This window comes from Pseudomonas sp. FG86, from assembly GCF_057808775.1.
Map to the genome: position 1 here is coordinate 103,855 of NZ_JBMDIS010000001.1, position 19,586 is coordinate 123,440.

The 19,586-nt window shown below is 60.6% G+C and carries 15 protein-coding genes and 1 pseudogene; 4 read left to right on the forward strand and 12 right to left on the reverse strand.

From position 1 onward, the window contains the following. Window positions 1–10 precede the first annotated feature (10 nt). Window positions 11–700, reverse strand: coding sequence for a phosphate regulon transcriptional regulator PhoB (gene phoB, locus ACODSV_RS00440; protein ID WP_003176964.1), 690 nt, complete (start codon window positions 698–700; stop codon window positions 11–13). 154 nt (window positions 701–854) lie between these two features. Between phoB and ACODSV_RS00445 the strand changes: the two genes are divergently transcribed. Beyond that, window positions 855–1,235: a COG4315 family predicted lipoprotein gene (locus ACODSV_RS00445; protein WP_150056315.1), complete on the forward strand. Its 381-nt coding sequence runs from the start codon at window positions 855–857 to the stop codon at window positions 1,233–1,235. A gap of 119 nt (window positions 1,236–1,354) precedes the next feature. Here ACODSV_RS00445 and ubiA read toward each other — a convergent pair whose 3' ends face one another. Next, window positions 1,355–2,245, reverse strand: coding sequence for a 4-hydroxybenzoate octaprenyltransferase (ubiA, locus tag ACODSV_RS00450; protein WP_150056474.1), 891 nt, complete (start codon window positions 2,243–2,245; stop codon window positions 1,355–1,357). Then, window positions 2,245–2,808, reverse strand: a complete 564-nt coding sequence (locus tag ACODSV_RS00455) for a chorismate--pyruvate lyase family protein (RefSeq protein ID WP_024078144.1) — start codon at window positions 2,806–2,808, stop codon at window positions 2,245–2,247. The genes ubiA and ACODSV_RS00455 overlap by 1 nt, the downstream gene beginning before the upstream one ends. Window positions 2,809–3,005: 197 nt before the next feature. On the opposite strand from ACODSV_RS00455, the gene ACODSV_RS00460 reads away from it, so the two are divergent. The 3 genes from ACODSV_RS00460 (at window position 3,006) to ACODSV_RS00470 (ending at window position 4,825) form a co-directional block, all read left to right on the forward strand. Continuing rightward, window positions 3,006–3,173 (forward strand): rubredoxin, encoded by a 168-nt coding sequence (locus ACODSV_RS00460; RefSeq protein ID WP_003213373.1) that lies wholly within the window; start codon window positions 3,006–3,008, stop codon window positions 3,171–3,173. A 36-nt stretch (window positions 3,174–3,209) separates the two neighbouring features. Further along, complete coding sequence (locus ACODSV_RS00465) at window positions 3,210–4,358, forward strand: NAD(P)/FAD-dependent oxidoreductase (RefSeq protein ID WP_150056473.1); 1,149 nt, start codon at window positions 3,210–3,212, stop codon at window positions 4,356–4,358. A gap of 191 nt (window positions 4,359–4,549) precedes the next feature. Beyond that, window positions 4,550–4,825, forward strand: a complete 276-nt coding sequence (locus ACODSV_RS00470) for an HU family DNA-binding protein (RefSeq protein WP_003176958.1) — start codon at window positions 4,550–4,552, stop codon at window positions 4,823–4,825. A gap of 294 nt (window positions 4,826–5,119) precedes the next feature. Here ACODSV_RS00470 and ACODSV_RS00475 read toward each other — a convergent pair. The 9 genes and pseudogenes from ACODSV_RS00475 to tssE all read right to left on the reverse strand — a co-directional run. Beyond that, window positions 5,120–5,411: pseudogene (locus ACODSV_RS00475) on the reverse strand (RHS domain-containing protein); the annotation flags it as partial. 83 nt (window positions 5,412–5,494) lie between these two features. Beyond that, a complete protein-coding gene (locus ACODSV_RS00480) occupies window positions 5,495–6,637 on the reverse strand; it encodes an ankyrin repeat domain-containing protein (RefSeq protein ID WP_150095349.1) in 1,143 nt (380 codons plus the stop codon). Beyond that, a complete protein-coding gene (locus ACODSV_RS00485; protein ID WP_150295491.1) occupies window positions 6,630–10,988 on the reverse strand; it encodes an RHS repeat-associated core domain-containing protein in 4,359 nt (1,452 codons plus the stop codon). Before ACODSV_RS00485 ends, ACODSV_RS00480 begins: the two co-directional genes overlap by 8 nt. Window positions 10,989–11,000: 12 nt before the next feature. Then, complete coding sequence (locus tag ACODSV_RS00490; RefSeq protein WP_150055750.1) at window positions 11,001–11,435, reverse strand: DcrB-related protein; 435 nt, start codon at window positions 11,433–11,435, stop codon at window positions 11,001–11,003. 14 nt (window positions 11,436–11,449) lie between these two features. Further along, the gene (locus tag ACODSV_RS00495; RefSeq protein WP_150095517.1) at window positions 11,450–13,393 is read right to left on the reverse strand and encodes a type VI secretion system Vgr family protein; all 1,944 of its coding nucleotides are present in this window, start codon (window positions 13,391–13,393) and stop codon (window positions 11,450–11,452) included. 157 nt (window positions 13,394–13,550) lie between these two features. Then, window positions 13,551–16,205: a type VI secretion system ATPase TssH gene (gene tssH / locus ACODSV_RS00500; protein WP_024078136.1), complete on the reverse strand. Its 2,655-nt coding sequence runs from the start codon at window positions 16,203–16,205 to the stop codon at window positions 13,551–13,553. After that, entirely contained in the window at window positions 16,198–17,241 is a 1,044-nt protein-coding gene (gene tssG, locus ACODSV_RS00505) for a type VI secretion system baseplate subunit TssG (RefSeq protein ID WP_024078135.1), read from the reverse strand. The genes tssH and tssG overlap by 8 nt, the downstream gene beginning before the upstream one ends. Then, window positions 17,205–19,064, reverse strand: a complete 1,860-nt coding sequence (gene tssF, locus ACODSV_RS00510; RefSeq protein WP_069077350.1) for a type VI secretion system baseplate subunit TssF — start codon at window positions 19,062–19,064, stop codon at window positions 17,205–17,207. Before tssF ends, tssG begins: the two co-directional genes overlap by 37 nt. Further along, window positions 19,061–19,576: a type VI secretion system baseplate subunit TssE gene (gene tssE, locus ACODSV_RS00515; RefSeq protein WP_027608263.1), complete on the reverse strand. Its 516-nt coding sequence runs from the start codon at window positions 19,574–19,576 to the stop codon at window positions 19,061–19,063. The genes tssF and tssE overlap by 4 nt, the downstream gene beginning before the upstream one ends. Window positions 19,577–19,586: the final 10 nt, after the last annotated feature.

Sequence of the window (19,586 nt, forward strand, 5' to 3'; positions counted from 1 at the left end):
AGTGGCTGGCTCAGCCCTTGGTGGAAAACCGATAGCCGGTGCCGCGCACGGTTTGTACCAGATTCTCGTAAGCGTCGCCCAAGGCTTTGCGCAGGCGACGGATGTGCACGTCCACGGTGCGCTCTTCCACATACACGTTGCCGCCCCACACCTGGTCCAGCAATTGGCCACGGGTGTAGGCGCGCTCCTGGTGGGTCATGAAAAATTGCAGCAGGCGGTATTCGGTCGGGCCCATCTCGGCAGGCTTGCCGTCGATGGTCACGCGGTGGCTGATCGGGTCCAGCAGCAGGCCGCCCACTTCGATCGGTGCTTCGCCATCGGTAGGGCCGGCACGGCGCAGTACGGCTTTCAGACGAGCGACCAGCTCCCGTGGGGAAAACGGCTTGGTGATGTAGTCATCGGCGCCGACTTCCAGGCCCTGGATCTTGTTGTCCTCTTCGCCCTTGGCGGTGAGCATGATGATCGGGATATCCCCGGTCAGCTCATCGCGCTTGAGGCGGCGGGCCAGTTCGATACCGGAGGTGCCGGGCAGCATCCAGTCCAGCAGGATCAGGTCCGGCTTGCGGTCGACGATGATGGCATGGGCCTGCTGGGAGTTTTCCGCCTCCAGGCAGTCATAGCCGGCCATTTCCAACGCAACGGCGATCATCTCGCGAATGGGCGCTTCGTCGTCAACGATCAGAATGCTCCTGCCAACCATGCCTAAAATCCTCTTGTCATTTAACTGTCTTGCGCCGCATTAGATAACGGAATTATTGCAGTCGTGTGACAGTAATTTAGCCGCTTGGGCAATTCCCGCCCGTGTGGACTACGCTTTGGGTCCGAATCCTGACAACCACAAAAGGAAGGTTCCGATGACTTACAGTACTTTTTCCTGGAAAGCCTTGCTGGTAACGGTGGCGTTGACGCTGCCGACCCTGGCGTTTGCCGCAGAGCCGGCGATGCCGAAAGACGGGGTGTTGGTGGATCACAAGGGCATGACGCTCTACACCTTCGCCAAGGACGCCGATGGCAAGTCCATGTGTAACGACAAGTGCGCTGCCAACTGGCCGCCGTTGATGGCCGAATCCACCGACAAGCCCATGGGCAAGTGGACCGTCATCACCCGTGACGATCAAAAGAGCCAATGGGCCTACAGCGGCAAGCCCCTCTATACCTTCGTCATGGACAAAAAGGCCGGCGACATGACCGGCGACGGCAAAATGGACGGGGCCTGGAAAGTCGCCAAGCCCTGATCCTGCTGCGCGGCTAAAACATCGCAGGTAGGCCCGCTCCCACCTTTTGATGTGTGAATACATTCAAATGTGGGAGGGGGCTTGCCCCCGATGAGGCCCGACCAGACACTGCAAACACCTCAGCGAAACCCGTAATCCGCCACAATCCCGACAAAAATCGCCAACCCGGCCCAGTGGTTGTGCAAAAACGCCTTGAAGCACTTCATCCGGTCCCTGTCGCGGGTGTACCAGAACTCCCAGGCAAAGCAGCCTGCCGCCGCCAGCAGCCCCAGGTGGAACCAGCCCCCCAGCTCAAACCTTGCGCCGGCCAGCAACAGGCACAGCAGCGCCAGGCCTTGCAGGGTGAGGATGATCACCCGGTCAGCATCGCCGAACAGAATGGCCGTGGACTTGACGCCGATCTTCAAGTCGTCGTCGCGGTCGGTCATTGCGTAATAGGTGTCGTAGCCCACCGTCCACAACAGGTTAGCTATATACAGCAGCCAGGCGGTGGCGGGCAGGTGGCCGGTTTCGGCGGTGAACGCCATCGGCATGCCCCAGGAAAACGCCGCGCCCAACACCACCTGCGGGTAATAGGTGTAGCGCTTCATGAACGGGTAGCTGACCGCCAGTGCCAGGCCGCCCAGCGATAACCAGATGGTTGTAGCATTAGTCAGCAGTACCAGCAGGAAGCTGATCAGCATCAGTACCGCAAAGAACACCAGGGCCTCTTTTGAACGGATCTTGCCGCTGGCCAGCGGGCGTTGCGCGGTGCGCTTCACATGGCCGTCGACCTTGCGGTCCGCCCAGTCGTTGATCACGCAACCGCCGGCGCGGGTCAGCACCACACCCAATACGAAAATCACGATATTGAGGAGGGCCGGCGAGCCCTTGCCGGCGATCCACAGCGCCCACAGCGTCGGCCACAGCAACAGGTAGATGCCGATGGGCTTGTCCATGCGGGTCAACTGAATGAAATCCCAGGCCCTGGGGTTCAGGCGGTTCAAGGATTTGAGCAGACGTTGATACATCAGCAATTCTCCGGATGGTCATGCAGCGCGTGCCAGAAACTCGGCAGGAAGACTTCCGCCACCAGCACGCTCAGCGGCCCACGATCAAAGCGTGAGCGGCGTGCCCACAGCCCGTCGGCCTGGTCCGTAGTGGGCAGCCATTGGCGAGGGTAACGGCATACCTCGATGGCTTGGCGGGTGAACGCGTGATCGCAAAACAGCAATTCGCCCAGGGAGCGGCTGCCCAATTCGTCCATATGCAAGCCGTCGCCCTGCAATGCGCTGCGCGCCGCCACACTGCGGGCAAATACCCACGGTTGGCCATGCCCGCGCAAATACACCTCGCGCACCCAACCGATACTGGCCGGGGGCATGTGCAGCGCCGCGCATTCATCATCGCGCAGCGGCTGCCAGCCTTCGAACAGCGGCGTCACGCTGAAGCCATCGTTGGACAGCCACGTCAGCCGGCGCGTCAGCGAGCCTTCGTCGAACAGCCAGTCGAGGGTCACGGGCGCGGGCGCAGGGGTCAGAAGGCTCTGGGTCAGCCATTGGCAAACATCGGGAAGGGCGATTGAGTGCGGCACGGTGAGTCAGTATTGGCAGCAAAAGAGGCGGCGAGCTTACCATGGCGTCCTGACCTTTTGCCGGGCCGAGCCAGCGCCTTGCGTCGATCGAGCTTGCATCTCCCGGCCCCGATCAGTACAAAACGCCCTGAGCCGCGCGGCAACGCTGGATCCATCGACCGCCGGCCAACCTGCCTGGACCCTGAGGGAGCAAGTAAATGAAGAAGTGGCAATGTGTAGTCTGCGGCCTGATCTATGACGAAAAAGACGGCTGGCCGGATGATGGTATCGCTCCGGGCACCCTGTGGCAGGACGTCCCGGAAGACTGGCTGTGCCCGGACTGCGGCGTCGGCAAGATGGATTTCGAAATGATCGAAATCGGCTAATTTTCAGATTCAGAACCGTACTACAAGGAGAAAGGAATGAACGCACCTGTCGTGATCATCGGCACAGGATTGGCCGGCTACAACGTGGCCCGGGAGTTTCGCAAGCTCGACAGCGAGACCCCATTGCTGCTGATCACCGCGGATGACGGGCGCTCCTACTCCAAGCCCATGCTCTCCACCGGCTTTGGCAAGAACAAGGACGCCGATGGCCTGAGCATGGCTGAACCGGGCGCGATGGCCGAGCAACTCAAGGCTGAAGTGCGCACCCACACACGCATCACTGGCATCGACCCAGGTCACAAGCGCCTGTGGATTGGCGAGGAAGCCGTGGCCTATCGCGACCTGGTCCTGGCCTGGGGCGCAGAAACCGTGCGGGTGCCGGTGGAAGGCGATGCATCCGAGCTGATTTTCCCCATTAACGACCTTGAAGATTACGCACGCTTTCGCATTGCGGCCGCCGGCAAGCGCCGCGTACTGCTGCTGGGCGCGGGCCTGATCGGCTGCGAATTCGCCAATGACCTGATCCTCGGCGGCTATGAAATCGACCTGGTCGCGCCCTGCGAGCAAGTCATGCCGACCCTGTTGCACCCCGCGGCGGCAGCGGCAGTGCAGGCGGGGCTGGAAGGCCTGGGGGCGCGTTTCCACCTGGGCCCGGTGCTCAATCGCCTGCAACGCACGGCAGACGGGCTTGAAGCCCACTTGTCCGACGGCGAGGTGGTCGCCTGTGACCTGGTGGTGTCAGCCATCGGCCTGCGCCCGCGCATCGACCTGGCGGCTGCCGCCGGCCTGCAAACCAACCGCGGGATCATGGTGGATCGCCACCTCAAGACCTCCCACGCCAATATCTACGCCCTGGGCGACTGCGCCGAAGTCGACGGCTTGAACCTGCTCTACGTCATGCCCCTGATGACCTGTGCCCGCGCCCTGGCCCAGACCCTGGCCGGCAACGCCACCGCCGTCAGCTACGGCCCGATGCCCGTCACCGTGAAGACCCCGGTCTGCCCGCTGGTGGTTTCGCCACCGCCACGGGGCGCCGAAGGGGTCTGGAGCGTCGAAGGCCAGGGTGCCGACATCAAGGCCCTGTGCCGCGACGCCAGCGGCCGCCTGCTGGGTTATGCGCTGACCGGCAGCGCCGTGATGGAAAAACTTGCCCTCAACAAAGAACTTCCGCCGTTGCTGGCGTAAATACCGGTCGTTCTGTCGGAATAAGCACATTTTTTACCCTAGAAAGGTCGCCGCGAGACTGGCGCGGCGTACGAGGGCATGCCATCCTCACTCCCGTCTGCCGCAGAGTAGAGCCTGCGGCGCTTTGGGCGCTGCTCCACAGACGAGCAGCACGGACATAACAACAAAAAACCGTCAAAGAGGCTTCATTTATGCGTAAACCAGAACTCGCAGCCGCCATCGCTGAAAAAGCGGATCTCACCAAAGAACAGGCCAACCGCGTCCTCAACGCCGTTCTCGAAGAAATCACCGGCGCCCTGCACCGCAAGGACAGCGTCACCCTGGTTGGTTTCGGCACCTTCCTGCAACGCCACCGTGGCGCCCGCACCGGCAAAAACCCGCAAACCGGTGAGCCTGTGAAAATCAAGGCGAGCAACACCGTTGCGTTCAAGCCGGGTAAATCGCTTAAAGACACCGTCAACGCGTAAGCAGTGCCGTCTCGACAGGGGGCGGGGTGGTAGGAAAAATGGGCACGCCGACTGGGTCGGGTGCCCATTTTTTGTGGAGCCTTGCTGGTTAATCACACACAAGCGAATGATCCGGGAAATGGCTCAGTTTGAACTGCTTTAATTCTTGTGCAACGGAGTTTTAAAGTTGCTCGGGGCCCATCAACGTTTAAGCGGAGAAAGGGGTGGGACACGATTCGTAAATAAACACGTCCCCTTTTCCTGCTTTTCCTACCCTTTTTTGCTCAATTTCAAGTGGTCCACTCGTTGTCAGCACCCCCACACCTGATACCGCGCCTGCCACACCGTTTTCCCATCGGCTTCGGTCAGTTGCTCAGGCAATCCGTTCAGGTCGTTGTGGTAATAGCGCACACTTTGATGCTCGCCCGTACTCGGCGTCGTAGGTAAAACGTTGCAAGCTCCGCGCCGCGCTGCGTTTTTCGATCATCCGCCCAAACGCGTCATAGCGATAACGTTTGTCCTGATAGGTCAGCAGCTTGTTATGCACCACCAACCCGGCACCGGCCTGCGGGCCGTCGAGCAGGTTGGCGGCGGCGTCGTAGGCGAAGCCGAGCGCCTCAGTGGGTGAGGGGGCGAATCGATTTAGAAAGCTAAATAAATTGCCCCATTCTCCTACGCCGTTTTCCCTTATCAAAATTGTAATGGCGAGGTTAGCGCAATGCTTTTCCAGCTGGCTTTGCGTTTTTTCTCAAGAAGGGTGTCCAGGGCGGTACCTTCTGGTGGTCCTTTCTTCGGCAATTTAAGTGGCACCAAAACGAAGAGTTTTACCGAGTCATCGTGATGGTCGATCTCAGAATTTGTAGTCCAGATCTTGTCCACGACAACCAGCGCGTCAATATCGGCTGGCCAGCCCAGCGAGCTTAAGCATGGTTCTGAGCGCAATATGATTTGGCCTTCAGATAAAGGAGCCTTTTCCGTTGTACGTTTTGAAAGCTCAGAAAGTAGGCCTTGAGGAAACATCCAGGGACTATCGATAGCAAAGCCTTGTCTGGGCATCCGCCAATTCCCAGGCAGGCAGATAAAAAGTTCTGTTCGTGGCTTTTGCGTAAACAGCCCAAGGGTGAACAGTAGCTTGTAGTCGTTTTTATCCGCGATGCAACTGACTCTTAGTTTCACGCCCGCACCTTGCAGTTGGGGAGTGACTTTTTCAGGGAGCACCCAGCCGGCTGTTTCACTAACAAAGCTGACTATAGGGGCGCCGGGAATGGATTCTTCGTTGGCATCTTTTTCAATCGCAGAAACAGCTCCCTGTGCTTCAAGACGTTCGGCTATCTTCGGGAAATTCCAAGATCGAGCTAGATCCAAGGCGGTTCGGTTGAATTTGGCGTGCAGTTGATTGACGTCTGCATGGTGCTCCAGCAATAGATCAACAGCCGCAGCCTGTCCGAACGTGACGGCTGTTATCAGGGGCGATGTCACCGAGAGAGGTGAACCGTCGACCTCTGCACCAGCCTCCAATAGCCATCGAACGATTTCCAAGTGCCCATTTTCGGCCGCCACCGCTAGCGGCGTCGTGTTTCCTGAGCCTACGGTGGGTTGATTGATATCGATACCCAGTTCAACTAGCAATTGGCATATGGCAAGTTGGTTATATTCGGCAGCGTGATGAAGGAGGCCAGGGTAACTGACTAGGTTCAAACGAGGAGGCTCAATAAGCTGCGGGTGTTTGGCTAACTCGGTACGTATAAAGGCAAGATCCCCGGATTCGATATGAGCATAAAGTTCTCGAATAAGGGGGGCGTCCTCACCATATGTTTTCTCTAGGCTAGTCATCTAGAAACACTCCCTTTCTCATTTCTTTGCCCATGGATTGTAACGTCTTGATTACCTCGCTCTTACCGCCTTTGCGGGCTATAGCAAGGGCTTCAGAGACCTTTTTCGATGCTGCGATTGTATGGTTTCCGCTACCGTTGGGAGCCCAGACAAAGTTGCGTGGGTCGTCGTTCAAACCAATACCGAATTTCTTCAGAATTCCCTGGGCATGTGCCACATAACGACGGTTACTGTCTGTCCAATTCTTGGGCGCTTTTTCGCGCACGATATGGTGACGATGCGGATTCGTCATTTCGTGTGCCTTGGGTTTAGGTCCCATCTTCGCTTTATCGACCTTGGACAGTCGGCAGGTTTCCCAACCAAGTGGGTCAATCCAACCAATAGGGTTTGGTGAGTACTGGTAGAGGTTCAGACCACCCGTCAGCGCTATCGGATCTCGGGTCGTAAACCTCCCCACATCCGGATCATAAAACCGAAATGTGTTGTAGTGCAGCCCAATCTCCCGATCCAGATACTGCCCCTGGAACCGCAAATTCTGCTCTTCGATAAAGTACGCCTCACGCACTTCTTCGGCCGCATTCCCCCACACCTGATACCGCGCCTGCCACACCGTTTTCCCATCGGCTTCGGTCAGTTGCTCAGGCAATCCGTTCAGGTCGTTGTGGTAATAGCGCACACTTTGATGCTCGCCCGTACCATCCACCCGAGCCAGCGGTGCATAGCCATCTTCTTCATAGATATAGAGGCTGGTCTGGCTATGTCGGTGCTCCTGCAACAGGCGCAACCCCTCCCAATCAAAGCGGGTTTCACCCAACGGATAACCGTTGCTGTCATGTTCGGTTTTAGCGATGCGCCGGCCGAGTGGGTCGTAGGTCATTTTCACGACCGTTTCGCGCCCATCCTTCTGGCTGCGGACTTCGATCAGGCGATGCTCGGCGTCATAGGCGAAATACTGTATGCCACGCGCGGCACTGCGCTTTTCGATCATTCGACCGAAACCGTCGTAGCGATAACGCTTGTCCTGATAGGTCAACAGCTTGTTATGCACCACAAGGCCCGCACTGGCTGGCGGACCGTCCAGCAGATTCGCGGCCGCATCGTAGGCAAAATTTTCTCGCTGGCCCTGGATGTTGTCCTGGCTGGCGATAATGCGTCCAGTGGCGTCGTAGTGCAGCAGTTGGCGTTGGTCTCGGTGTTTTTCCCGGTCACGCTCCAGGCGGCCGATCAGGTTATCGGCCGGGTCATAGTCGAAGTGTTTTTGCTGGGCAGCTGGCAGTTGCGTGGGCTGGCCATTGGGGCGGCGTATCCGTGAGCGCAGGCGGCCGCTGCGGTCGTATTCGCTGCGTGTGGTGATCTGGCCTTGGGTACGCAGGACTTCACGGTGCAGGCGGTCGCGTTCGAAGTCGCAGATGACGCGGCCGTCGAGGTTGATCTGGTGTAGGTGGCCGCTGCCGTAGTACAGGCGGTTGAGCCAACGGCCGTCGGGCAACTGCGTCTGGATCAGGTTGCCGAGCTCATCGTAGTGGTAGTTCAGGCTGCCGGCGGCGCTTTGTTCGATGAGCAGTTGGCCGCGCGCGTCGTAGGCGAAGGCCAGTGCCTGGGTGGTTTCGTCATTACCGATGAAGGTGACAGCGGTGAGTTGGTCCAACGGGTCGTAGGCGTATTCGGTGCGACCATCATCGGTTTGTTTCAACAGCAAGCGGCCCACTGCATCTCGTTCGAGTCGATGCACAATTGAAGGCTCAGGTGTCTGCCCGGTGGGCACGTACTCAACGGCGGCTACGTTATCCAGAAGGTCATAGGCATAACGTCGGGCGCTGCCGTCGAGGTCTTGTTGCTCCACGAGACGGTCGCACGGGTCCCAGGTAAAGCGGTAACTCTCACCATTTTCATTGGTCAAGGTTTGGAGGTGCCCGTAGGCGTCGTAGCGGAACTCAATCTGCCGGCCGTGTGCATCTATTCGTTGGCGCACTTGCCCGCGGCGCCCGTATTGGTAGCGGGTGGTGTGACCCGCTGCATCGGTATAACCGATCAACAGACCGCTGGTGTCGCGTAGGTACTGTTCGGTGCGGCCGTCCGGCATTTCGGTCTGCAACAGCCGGCCTTGGCCGTCGTGTCGATAGCGCTGCCGTTCACCCAAGGCGTCGATGACCACCTGCAAATGGCCCTGGCGGTCGTACTCGAACGCTGTGGGATACCCTGAACAATCGATATGCTGGATTAACTGCCCGGTTTCATTCCAGCGCAGGGTTTTGCTTTTACCCGTTGCATCGATGATCTCCACCACTTGGCCAAAGGTGTCATACCGATAACGTGTGGCATGCCCCAAGGGGTCTACTTCGCTGACGCAATTGCCCCGCTGGTCGTACTGATATTGCCACGCGTGGCCTGCCGCATCGGTCTCCACCAACGGCAACGACCAATGCTCCAGCCACAACGTCGACTCGATACGCCCCAACGGATCCTGGGTGCTGCACAGGTTGCCGGACTCGTCGTAGCCGAACTGCCATTTGCCGCCTTGTGGGTCAGTCGCGCCGAGCAACTGACGTTCCTCATTCCATTCGAATTGCCACGTCTTTCCCAGGTTGTCGGTGTACTCGGTGATCTGGTACTGCGAGTTCCAGCGGCGTGTGCTGAGACGCTGCAAGCCATCAGTAATGCGCGTCACGCCGGCAAGCAAGTCATAGTCGAACAGGTATTCGTCACCCTCATCGGTCCAGTGCCGCACCACGCGCCATTCGCTGCCGTCCACGCAGTCCCATTGGTAGTAACAACGCAGCCCGGTGGGCAGTTGATGCTCGACCATGCGTTGGCCGTTGTCATAGGCGAAGCGGCGTTGCACGTTTGCGTCGGTATCGCGAACTTCGGCCAGGTCGCCGCGAGAATCGTAGCTGTAACTGACAAGGGTTTCCCGGCTGTGATCGGGGTATAGCCGCTCGACTTGCTCCACTCGTGCCGGCCATTGCTGGCTGTAAACAAGTTCGACACGCACATGGTCGAACGTATCTCGTAAGTGGCTCAGCCGACCCTGAATGTCATAGTCGAGGAAGATTCGGTTGTCGTTGCGATCCCCCAATTGGCTAAGGCGCAGGCGTGAGGCGGTGCCTGGTGTTGGTTCGAATAGCCGATAGAGCCCATCAACGCTTTCAATCAGTAGTTGGCCATTGGTATTGCGCCGTACGCTCAAGCCTTCTCCTGCGCTGAATACGGCACCGCCCAGCGGGATGACGCCCATGTCGATCTGTCGTGCTTGCTCATCGGTATAGACCAGCCGTTCCCCACCATCGGGGTGTACGCCAATCTCGACGCAGACCTCGTAGATCACGCTCCAGCTGGCACCGAACAGACCGTCGCGACGCTCGTCCCGGCTGCTGTAGTAGCGCTGCCACTCGATAGGGAGCAGGCCGGGCAGGGCGAAGTCCAGATCGTCTTCCCCATCAAGAATTTTCGCGCCAGTGGAGCTGTGTACCGGGTTGGGCGAGCCTGCTACTGCAGAGGTAATGGCATTGGTCACTTGGCTAGTGCCCCACGACACCAGTCCACCAACGACCATGCACGGCAGCTTGCTGAAAAACTTGGAGCCGCCACCACGCAGCATCAACAGTGCGGTCACCGCCAGCCCGACACCGGGTGTTTTGCCACTGCGGATCTCGCGTACCACCACGGGGCTTCCGCCAATACGCACGTTGCTGGAGATCATCCCCGACTCGACAATCGAGGCGTCGCAGGTGCTTCGGTCCCCGCTGCGGGCGGCCGGCTGACCGTTGATAGTGACCTTGCTGGAGCCTTCGGCAATAAACTGCGGCGGCATCGGGGGATGTTTGGTGCATATCACAATATCCAGCGGTTTGGGTACTGCGCCTGGTGCAGGAACCGCCACTGTGGGTCGCCACATCTGCGAGAAGAAACCCTTGGCCATGTCAAGGTAGCTGGCTTCTTCGGGACTACCCCCTTCGGCGGGTTGCGAACTGACTGGGCCGATAGCGCCTGCGGCACGTGCAGAGGGTATGCCGTTGGTAAAGGTGTTGTGGGAGCCAGTGGCGATTGTTGCCATCACCACCGGCGGGAATAACGCATTGCCTATCCAGTCACAAACCTTTGTCAGTCCCTTGTCCGCCCCCGTCTTGCTCATGCCAATGCCGACGATGATGCCCACTACGGCGCCCAGCACAAAGCAGCCTAGCCCGCCGGTTACGACCGTAATACCGGTGGCGGCCACAATTGCAGCAGTGGCGACGGCCGTAATAGCGATGTTAGCCGCAATTTCCAGCACACCGCCCAGGATGTCGGCCATCGCCGAGGTGTGCAGCAGGCCATCGCCGAGACGTGCGGCCCAGAGAGCGTCAGACATGGATTAGGGGCTTCAAGGCTTGGGATTCAGCTGCAAGGTGTTTTTGATGGTTGCCCAATGGGCGCTTTCAGCATCGCCCAGGGGTTGGGCTTTGACATAACTCAGGGCAAGCATCTGCCGAGTGCCAGGTATCACAAGCGCTAACTGGTATTGATGGATACGCTCGGTGCCCTTGCTGAACTGGTTATGCACTTCGATGGCGTCTATATCCTGCGCCGCGCCTACACGAAGTGCCTTGGCCGGTTGGTAGCGCAGGTCCTGTACCTGCTTCTCCAGCTTCGCCAGTTGCTCTTCGAAGTTGCTTTGCAGCGTCTCACCATCACCTAGAAGGCTACGGCTGACGATCAACGACGTACCCAGAGCGGCGAACTTCAGGATATTGATGGAAGCATCTTGAACGTCATCGCTGGGCAGCGTGAATTGCAGTTCATTGAGTTGATAGGTCATGAAACGGAATCTCGTTATTGGCCGGAAGGTGGCTTGGGAAACATGGAATTGACGGCCGCGTCGATTTCACCCTTGACCCCTTGGCCCATGGGTGTGGTGCCGCCTTTGCCCCCAATGTTCAAATGCAGATTGCCTCCGGTGTTGATCTCGGAGCTGCCCTCGGAATACACGTTGATCTGCACACCAGTGAGATTGATCTGGCCGCTGGCGTTGAGCTCCAGCACGCTTTTGCCGCAAACCAGGCGCAAGTTTTCGCCCACTTCAATTAGATAGCTCTTGCTGATGGCGTCGGTTTTGCTGAATCCCACCATAAGCATGTCGTCATGCTTGACCGCACGCACGCGGTCGTTGCCAATCGTCACTACCTCGTCATGGCCGATGCTCTTGTTGCGGTCATGCCCCACCGAGTGACTTTCGTCCACTTCGACGACGATGTCCTGGTTACGCTCGGCATGGATGTACAACTGCTCCAACCCCTTCTTGTCCTCCATGCGGATTTCATTGAAGTTGGCCGGCGTGCCGCCCTTGCTCGAGCGGCTCTTCATGCCGCTCTGGGTCGCATTTTCCGGCAGGTCGTAGGGCACCGTCTGCTCCGCGTTGTACACCCGCCCGGTGATGATCGGCCGGTCGGGATCACCTTCCAGAAAGCTCACAATCACTTCCTGGCCGATGCGTGGAATCTGCATCGAGCCCCAGTTCTTGCCGGCCCAGGATTGCGAGACGCGTATCCAGCACGAGCTGTTTTCGTTGGATTGGTCGTGACGGTCCCAGTAGAAGTGCACCTTCACGCGGCCGTACTGGTCGGTCCAGATTTCCTCGCCTTTGGGGCCCACCACCAGCGCGGTCTGCGGGCCTTTGACGATCGGGCGGTGGGTGCTCGCCAGTGGGCGGAAGCTTTGCTGGGCGTCGATGCAGGTCAGGCTGCTTTCGAACTGCGCCGCGCCTGAACCGCCGCCGCTTTCCAGGCTTTCCTGGACGATGTAGTAACGGCAGCCGACGATCAGGTATTCGCGGTTCTGGTCCTGGCGGCTGAAGCCGGTGAGGCTGAACAGGTGGCCGGACCCCAGGCCGCGGGCGTTGCCGCTGAACTCGATCTGCTCATGCAGGGTTTGCAGGGCTTCGATGCGGGTACGTGCGTAGTGTTCGCCGTCTGCGCTTTGCACGTAGGTGCCGGGGTAGTCGTACAGCGGGTAGTCGCCCGCGGTGTGCGGGCGTGGCATGGCCGAGCGCACGTCGATGCTCGCGCTGGGGCGCTGGAAGTCGTAGTCGTTGAGCTCCAGCGAGCCCGGCTGCACTTGCTGCGCCAGGTGCCAGTTGTGCATGTGGTCGCGTTCGCGTTGCTGCTCGTCCTTGGGGTAGTAGGGGATCGACGCGTAGCCCGGCACCGTGGTGTGGGCGCCATAGGCATCGGCCAGCACCAGCACATGGCGGTCCTGCTCATGGCGGAAGAAGTAGTAGATGCCTTCCTGTTCCATCAGGCGGCTGACGAAATCGAAACTGGTCTCGCGGTACTGCACGCAGTATTCCCACTCGCGATACGGCCGGCTCAGGGCGTCTTCGAAGTCGGAAAAGCCCAGGTCGCGGAACACCTGCTTGATGATCTGCGGGATGCTCAGGTTCTGGAAAATCCGGCAATCGGACGTACGGCTGAGCAGCCACAGCCATGGGCGTAGCGTCACCTGGTAGCTGGCGAACTGGCCCTGGTCGATGCTCTGGCTGCACTGCGCGACGATGCCGTGGAAATGCCGTTCGCCACCGTCCGCCAGTTGCAGGCCCACGCTCATCGGCTTGCCGAGCAACTGGTTGAGGTCGATGTTGGCGTCCAGTGAGGTCAGTTGCAGCTCGTAGGTGAACAGGCGCCCCAACTCTTCGCCGCCGCCCATTTCATTGAGCAGCAGCACATCCGGCCCGAGGGGGCTGGTGATCTTGGCCAGGCGTGAGGCTTGGTTGAATAGCATCGGGCGTCTCGAAAATGACTAAATAACTGAAGAAACTGAGTTCAAATGTGGGAGGGGGCTTGCCCCCGATAGCAGTGTGTCAGGTGATGCATTGGTGACTGATTCACCGCCATCGGGGGCAAGCCTCCTCCCACATGTTGAGCTGTATTCCGTCAGATCAATCGTTGAACTGGTAGTGCAGCTCATTATCCCGGCTGCTGATGCGCACACCCGCCAGCGCCTTGCCCTCAAGCATGCGCGTGAGGAATTCACGGCTCATGTCGGGCAGCAGGCTGTTGGTGAGGATGGTGTCGATCATGCGCCCGCCGCTTTCGGTTTCGGTGCAGCGCGAGACGATCAGGTCGACCACCGCGTCGTCGTAGTCGAAGGCGACCTTGTGCGTATTTTCCACACGCTTCTTGATGCGGTTGAGTTGCAGGCGGGTGATCGCCTTGAGCATCTCATCGCTGAGCGGGTAGTAAGGAATGGTCACCAGGCGGCCGAGCAAGGCTGGCGGGAAGATCTCCAGCAGCGGCTGGCGCAGGGCCTTGGCGATTTCTTCCGGCTCGGGAATGTTCGCCGGGTCCTTGCACACCTGGGAAATCAGCTCGGTACCGGCGTTGGTGGTCAGCAGGATCAGGGTGTTCTTGAAGTCGATCACCCGGCCTTCGCCGTCTTCCATCACGCCCTTGTCGAACACCTGGAAGAAGATCTCATGCACGTCCGGGTGGGCTTTCTCCACCTCGTCCAGCAGGACCACGCTGTAAGGTTTGCGCCGCACCGCTTCGGTCAGCACGCCGCCTTCGCCGTAGCCGATATAGCCCGGTGGCGCACCCTTGAGGGTCGACACGGTATGGGCTTCCTGGAACTCGCTCATGTTGATGGTGATCACGTTCTGCTCGCCGCCGTACATGGCTTCGGCCAGGGCCAGGGCGGTTTCGGTCTTGCCCACGCCTGAGGTGCCGGCCAGCATGAACACACCAATCGGCTTGCTCGGGTTATCGAGGCCGGCGCGGGAGGTCTGGATGCGCTTGGCGATCATCTGCAGGGCGTGGTCCTGGCCGATGATGCGTTTTTTCAGGTGCTGGTCGAGGTTGAGCACGGTTTCCAGTTCGTTGCGGGCCATGCGGCCCACCGGGATACCGGTCCAGTCGGCGACCACCGAGGCCACGGCCTGGTAATCCACGGTCGGCAGGATCAACGGGGTTTCGCCTTGCAGCGCGGTGAGGCGCTGTTGCAGATCGACCAGTTTTGCACGCAGCTCATCGTTGCCACTGTCCACAACCCCGGCCTTTTCGCGCAGGGTTGCACGGGTGGCGAGCAACTCATCCACCAACGCTTTCTCTTCGGCCCAGCGGCTTTCCAACGTGGCCAGGCGCTCGCGCTCAGCGCTCAGCAAGGCTTCGCTGTTGCTCTGGCGCGCGCCAATCGCAATGCCGATGGCATGCTCGCGGGCGATGATTTGCAGCTCGGTTTCCAGGGCTTCGATGCGGCGACGGCTGTCGTCCACTTCGGCCGGCACCGCGTGCAGGCTGATAGCGACGCGGGCGCAGGCGGTGTCCAGCAGGCTTACGGATTTGTCCGGCAACTGGCGCGCGGGGATGTAGCGGTGAGACAGCTTCACCGAGGCTTCCAGGGCTTCATCGAGGATCTGCACCTGGTGGTGTTTCTCCATGGTCGACGCCACGCCGCGCATCATCAGCAGCGCCTTGTCTTCCGACGGCTCGGCCACCTGTACCACTTGGAAACGACGGGTCAGGGCCGGGTCTTTCTCGATGTGTTTTTTGTACTCGGCCCAGGTCGTCGCGGCCACGGTACGCAGGGTGCCACGGGCCAGGGCGGGCTTGAGCAGGTTGGCGGCATCACCGGTCCCGGCGGCACCACCGGCACCTACGAGGGTGTGGGCTTCGTCGATAAACAGAATGATCGGCTTGGGCGAGGCCTGGACGTCTTCAATGACCTGGCGCAGGCGCTGTTCGAACTCGCCTTTCATGCTGGCGCCGGCTTGCAGCAGGCCCACGTCGAGGCTGCGCAGTTCCACGTCTTTCAGCGCGGGCGGCACGTCGCCGGCGACGATACGCAGGGCAAAACCTTCGACCACGGCGGTCTTGCCGACGCCGGCTTCGCCGGTGAGGATCGGGTTGTTCTGGCGGCGACGCATGAGGATGTCCACCAGCTGGCGGATCTCTTCGTCACGGCCCACGATCGGATCGAGCTTGCCGCTGCGTGCCTGCTCGGTCAGGTCGACGGTGAAGCGCTTGAGGGCCTCCTGCTTGCCCATCGCACTCGGCGCCATGGCACCGCTGGCTTCGCCTGGAACGCCGGCATTAAAACCATCGCTGGCGCTGAGGGCGTTTTCCGGCGAGTCGCCGACGTATTCGTCAAAGCGTTCGCTCAGGGCTTCGGCCTTGATCTTGTCGAACTCAGACGACAGGCCGAGCAACGCATGGCGCAGGCTTGGGGTCTTGAGGATGCCCAGCACCAGGTAACCGGTGCGCACCTGGCTTTCGCCGAACATCAGGCTGCCATAGACCCAGCCGCGCTCCACGGCTTCTTCCACATGGGAAGACAGGTCGGTGATCGAGGTCGAACCACGCGGCAGGCGGTCCAGGGCTTCGGTGAGGTCACGGGCCAGGCGCGCCGGTTCCACGTTGAACTGGCGGATGATGCGGTGCAGGTCCGAGTCCTGCAGTTGCAGCAACTGGTGAAACCAGTGGGCCAGTTCCACGTACGGGTTGCCCCGCAGCTTGCAGAACACGGTGGCGGCTTCGATGGCCTTGTAGGCCACGCTGTTGAGTTTGCCGAACAACGCGGCGCGACTGATTTCACCCATGCTCTGGATTCCTTGAGGTGGTGGCTTGATCGGCGTAATGCCGGGCCAGGATTAGGTCGTTGGCATCAACCGCAGGGCGGCCAAGCCAGGTGTTGAAGCCCAGGCGGAACTGGCCGTTGAGTTGCAGCGCCGGCACTTCGGGTTGTTGCAAAACCAGGTTCAAGTCCCAGTCCAATTCATGGCCCAGGTACTCGGCCACCCAGGCCACCAGCTCATTGAACGGCGACTGGCCAGGCAGCATGCCCATGTAGTCGTCCAGCTTGAGTGGACCCAGGCGGATACGGAATTTATGCTGGCGGTCCCACACGTGGCTGCCCAGGCAGAAGTCCACGCCCAGTTGGTTGGCGCTGACGCCCACGCGGCTGCGCTCGGGCAGTTCCAGCCATTGGCCCACGTATTCTTCGATCTCCACCGGCAGGCCGAAATACTCGCCGAGGATCGCCTTCAAACCGTCCGGGTAGCGGGTTTGCGCCGACAGATGGCCGCTGTAATGCAGCTTCGCGGTATCAGGGATGAGCCCCTGATTCAGCAGGCTTGGCATCCCGCGACCACTCAGTGCGGCGAGGCGTGCAGACCAGTAGTCATCGTCCGGGCGGTCGTGGCTGACCGTCGGCCGTGCCTCGGCCCAGGCCCGGTAGAATAGGCTCAGCAGGCGGTGGTGGAAGATATCCAGGAACTGCTTGCTGGTGCTGTCGGCGTTGTTGCGCTGGCGTTCGCGCACGTATTCGGTGATATGCAGCGGCAGCGGGCCGTTGGGGCCGCCAAGGCCGAAGAAGAATTGCTCCAGCCGCGCCGGCTTGCCGTCGCCACCGGGATCGACCGAGGCCAGCGTAGCCGGGGCGAAAGTGCAATCGGCCTGCTGCCCCAGGCGCAGCGGGTCATCCGCCAGGCGCAGGGAATGGCCCAGGCGCGGCAGCTCGGGCGATTCGCACTCGATACGCCGCAATGCCTGGAAGAAATCGTATTCCCAGGGCTCCTGATGCATCGCATCCAAAGTACTCACAGGGTCGGACGACGCCCGGGCTTGGCTTTCCATCGCATGATCTCGCCGCGTTCGGTGGTACGGATCACCGTCTCGGTAAAACTGTTGATCGACACGTAGCGTGCCAGGAAGCGTTCCAGCACCGCACCGAGCAGGAACACGCCGGTGCCGCGAAACGCGTTTTCATCAAACTCCAAGGTAATTTCCAGGCCACGACCAAACACAATCGGGCCGGGCATCGGCAAGCGGCGAGTGACCGCCTTGCTGCTGACCTCGCGCAGGCCTTCGATCTGCAATTGCAGGGCGGCGTCGTTGCTGTCGCCGTACAGGCGTAGCAGTTCGCGCAATGCCGCCGCGCCCTGGCCCTGTTCGCTCAGGGACAAATAGTTGAGGGACAACTGGCTGATCAGGCGCCAGGCCTTGGCATCATGGGCATGGCTGGCGCGCGGGCGGCTTGGCCCGGCGACGCAACGCACGGATAAAACCGGCGCACTGTCGGCCAGGGTGAAGTCGGTCTTGCCGTTGCCCACGCTCATGAACAGCGGCAAATCGCGGTTGGTGCACAACGCGGTCACGCCAAGCTGGCGCAGGTCGTGGCGATACGGCGCCTGGCGGCTGTCGACCAGGCTGACAAAGGTTTCGCTGCCCACATAGGTGGAGCGCGGGCCGTTGCGGCGCTGGTCGCTGGACAACACCCGTGGCTCGCGGCGCACGGTGTAGTAAGCCTGGTCGCGGCCATACCGCGATGGATCGCGTACCGCATAGAACGGCAAAAATGGCTGCTCTGGCCCGGTGCCGTGGCCGGTGATGCCGCTTAACGAATGAATCTCGAAATCCATCGGCCGGGTGCGGTCGGCGATCACATGGTGTTCGTTGACCCGGTCGGACAAGTGGATGCGGTCCACGCGCTTCGGGAACAGGTTGATCGCCGGGGTGCAGAACGGCAAAAACTGCGCCGCGCCGACGCTGCCTTCCAGGCTCGGTTCGTGACGGTCGAACAGCACGATCAGTTCCAGTTCCTGGCCGTCGCAACGCTTGACCGCACGGCTCAGCTCGGCGAACTCGACGAACAGGAAGCGGTGGGGCAGGGCGAAGTACTCCTGCAACAGGCGGTAGCCCTGGAACGCCCGCGCCACCACTGGCATGGCGGCATCGGCGTCGTCGAAGCCCCGCGAGCGCAATGCGCCTTGTGGCAGGCGTTCGACCCAATCGCCACCGGGCTTGCGCGCAAACACCGCGCAGGCGTTGCCCAGCAGTTGTTCGTAAAGGCGGAACGGCTGCTCGTCGGCACCGCTGAGGTACAGCGGCAGGTTGTCCAGGTCGAGGCTGTTGAACGGCAATTCGGCGCCGGTGCGCAGGGTCAGGCGCAAGCCGGCCTTGGCTTTCGGCTCACTGGCGGCCAGGCGCCCGAGCACGGCGGCGGGGTTGCCGAAGTACTCGGCGCCACTGACCTGCAACGGCCACAACGTCACCGGATGCGCGGTGCGGTACTCGCAGCAGGTCTGGGTTTCGCGGCCCAAGGCGGCGCGCAACACGGTGTCGCGCGGCAGCGGGAAGCCGCTGGCCAGGGAGCCTTCATCGGGATCGGTCTGCAACTGCACCACGGTCATCGACGGGGTCGGCGCCAGGTAGTGCGGGTAGGCGATTTCCAGCAGGTTGTGGGTGAAGGTCGGGTACTCGGCGTCGAGCTTGAGCTGCACGCGGGCAGTGAGGTAGGCAAAGCCCTCCAGCAAGCGTTCGACGTACGGGTCGGCGCAGTCCATACCGGACAGGGTCAGCCGACTGGCGATCTTCGGGTATTCCTTGGCGAACTCGGCGGCGCTTTCGCGCACGTGGTGCAGTTCCTGGTTGTACAGCTCCAGCAGACGCGGGTTCATGGGCGCCTCCGCTGGTCGGCATTGACCACGCGCACATGGCCGGATTCCAGGTCGAGGTCGGTTTGCAGCAACAGGCGCAATGGCACCGGCTGCGCCCACAGGTCGCCTTCGATCTCGAAACTCAGGGCGTTGTGATTCATCTCGCCATGGCCGACGCGGGCTTTGACGCGCAGGGTGTGGCGCAGGATGCGTGGTTCAAAGGTGGCGATCGCCTGGTAGATCAGGGCTTCCAGGGCCTTGATATCAACGCTGGAAACGCTGTTGCCCGCCAGCGCCGGCAGGCCGTAATTGACCACTGAGGTGCCTGCTTGTGTGTGCAGCGTGGCATCGGCATCGAGCAACGACGTGGTGTTGAGCAGCCACGCCAGGTCGCGCAGCACCGAGGCCTTCAATTGGGTCAGGGACAATACGCGTTTATCCGCGCTTTCCTTGGGATTGGTTGGGTCGTCGTCGGTCAACCGGTCCAGCAGGGACGGTTGCAGACGGTCGCGGGAAGCGATTTCAGTTACCACCAAAGCAGCT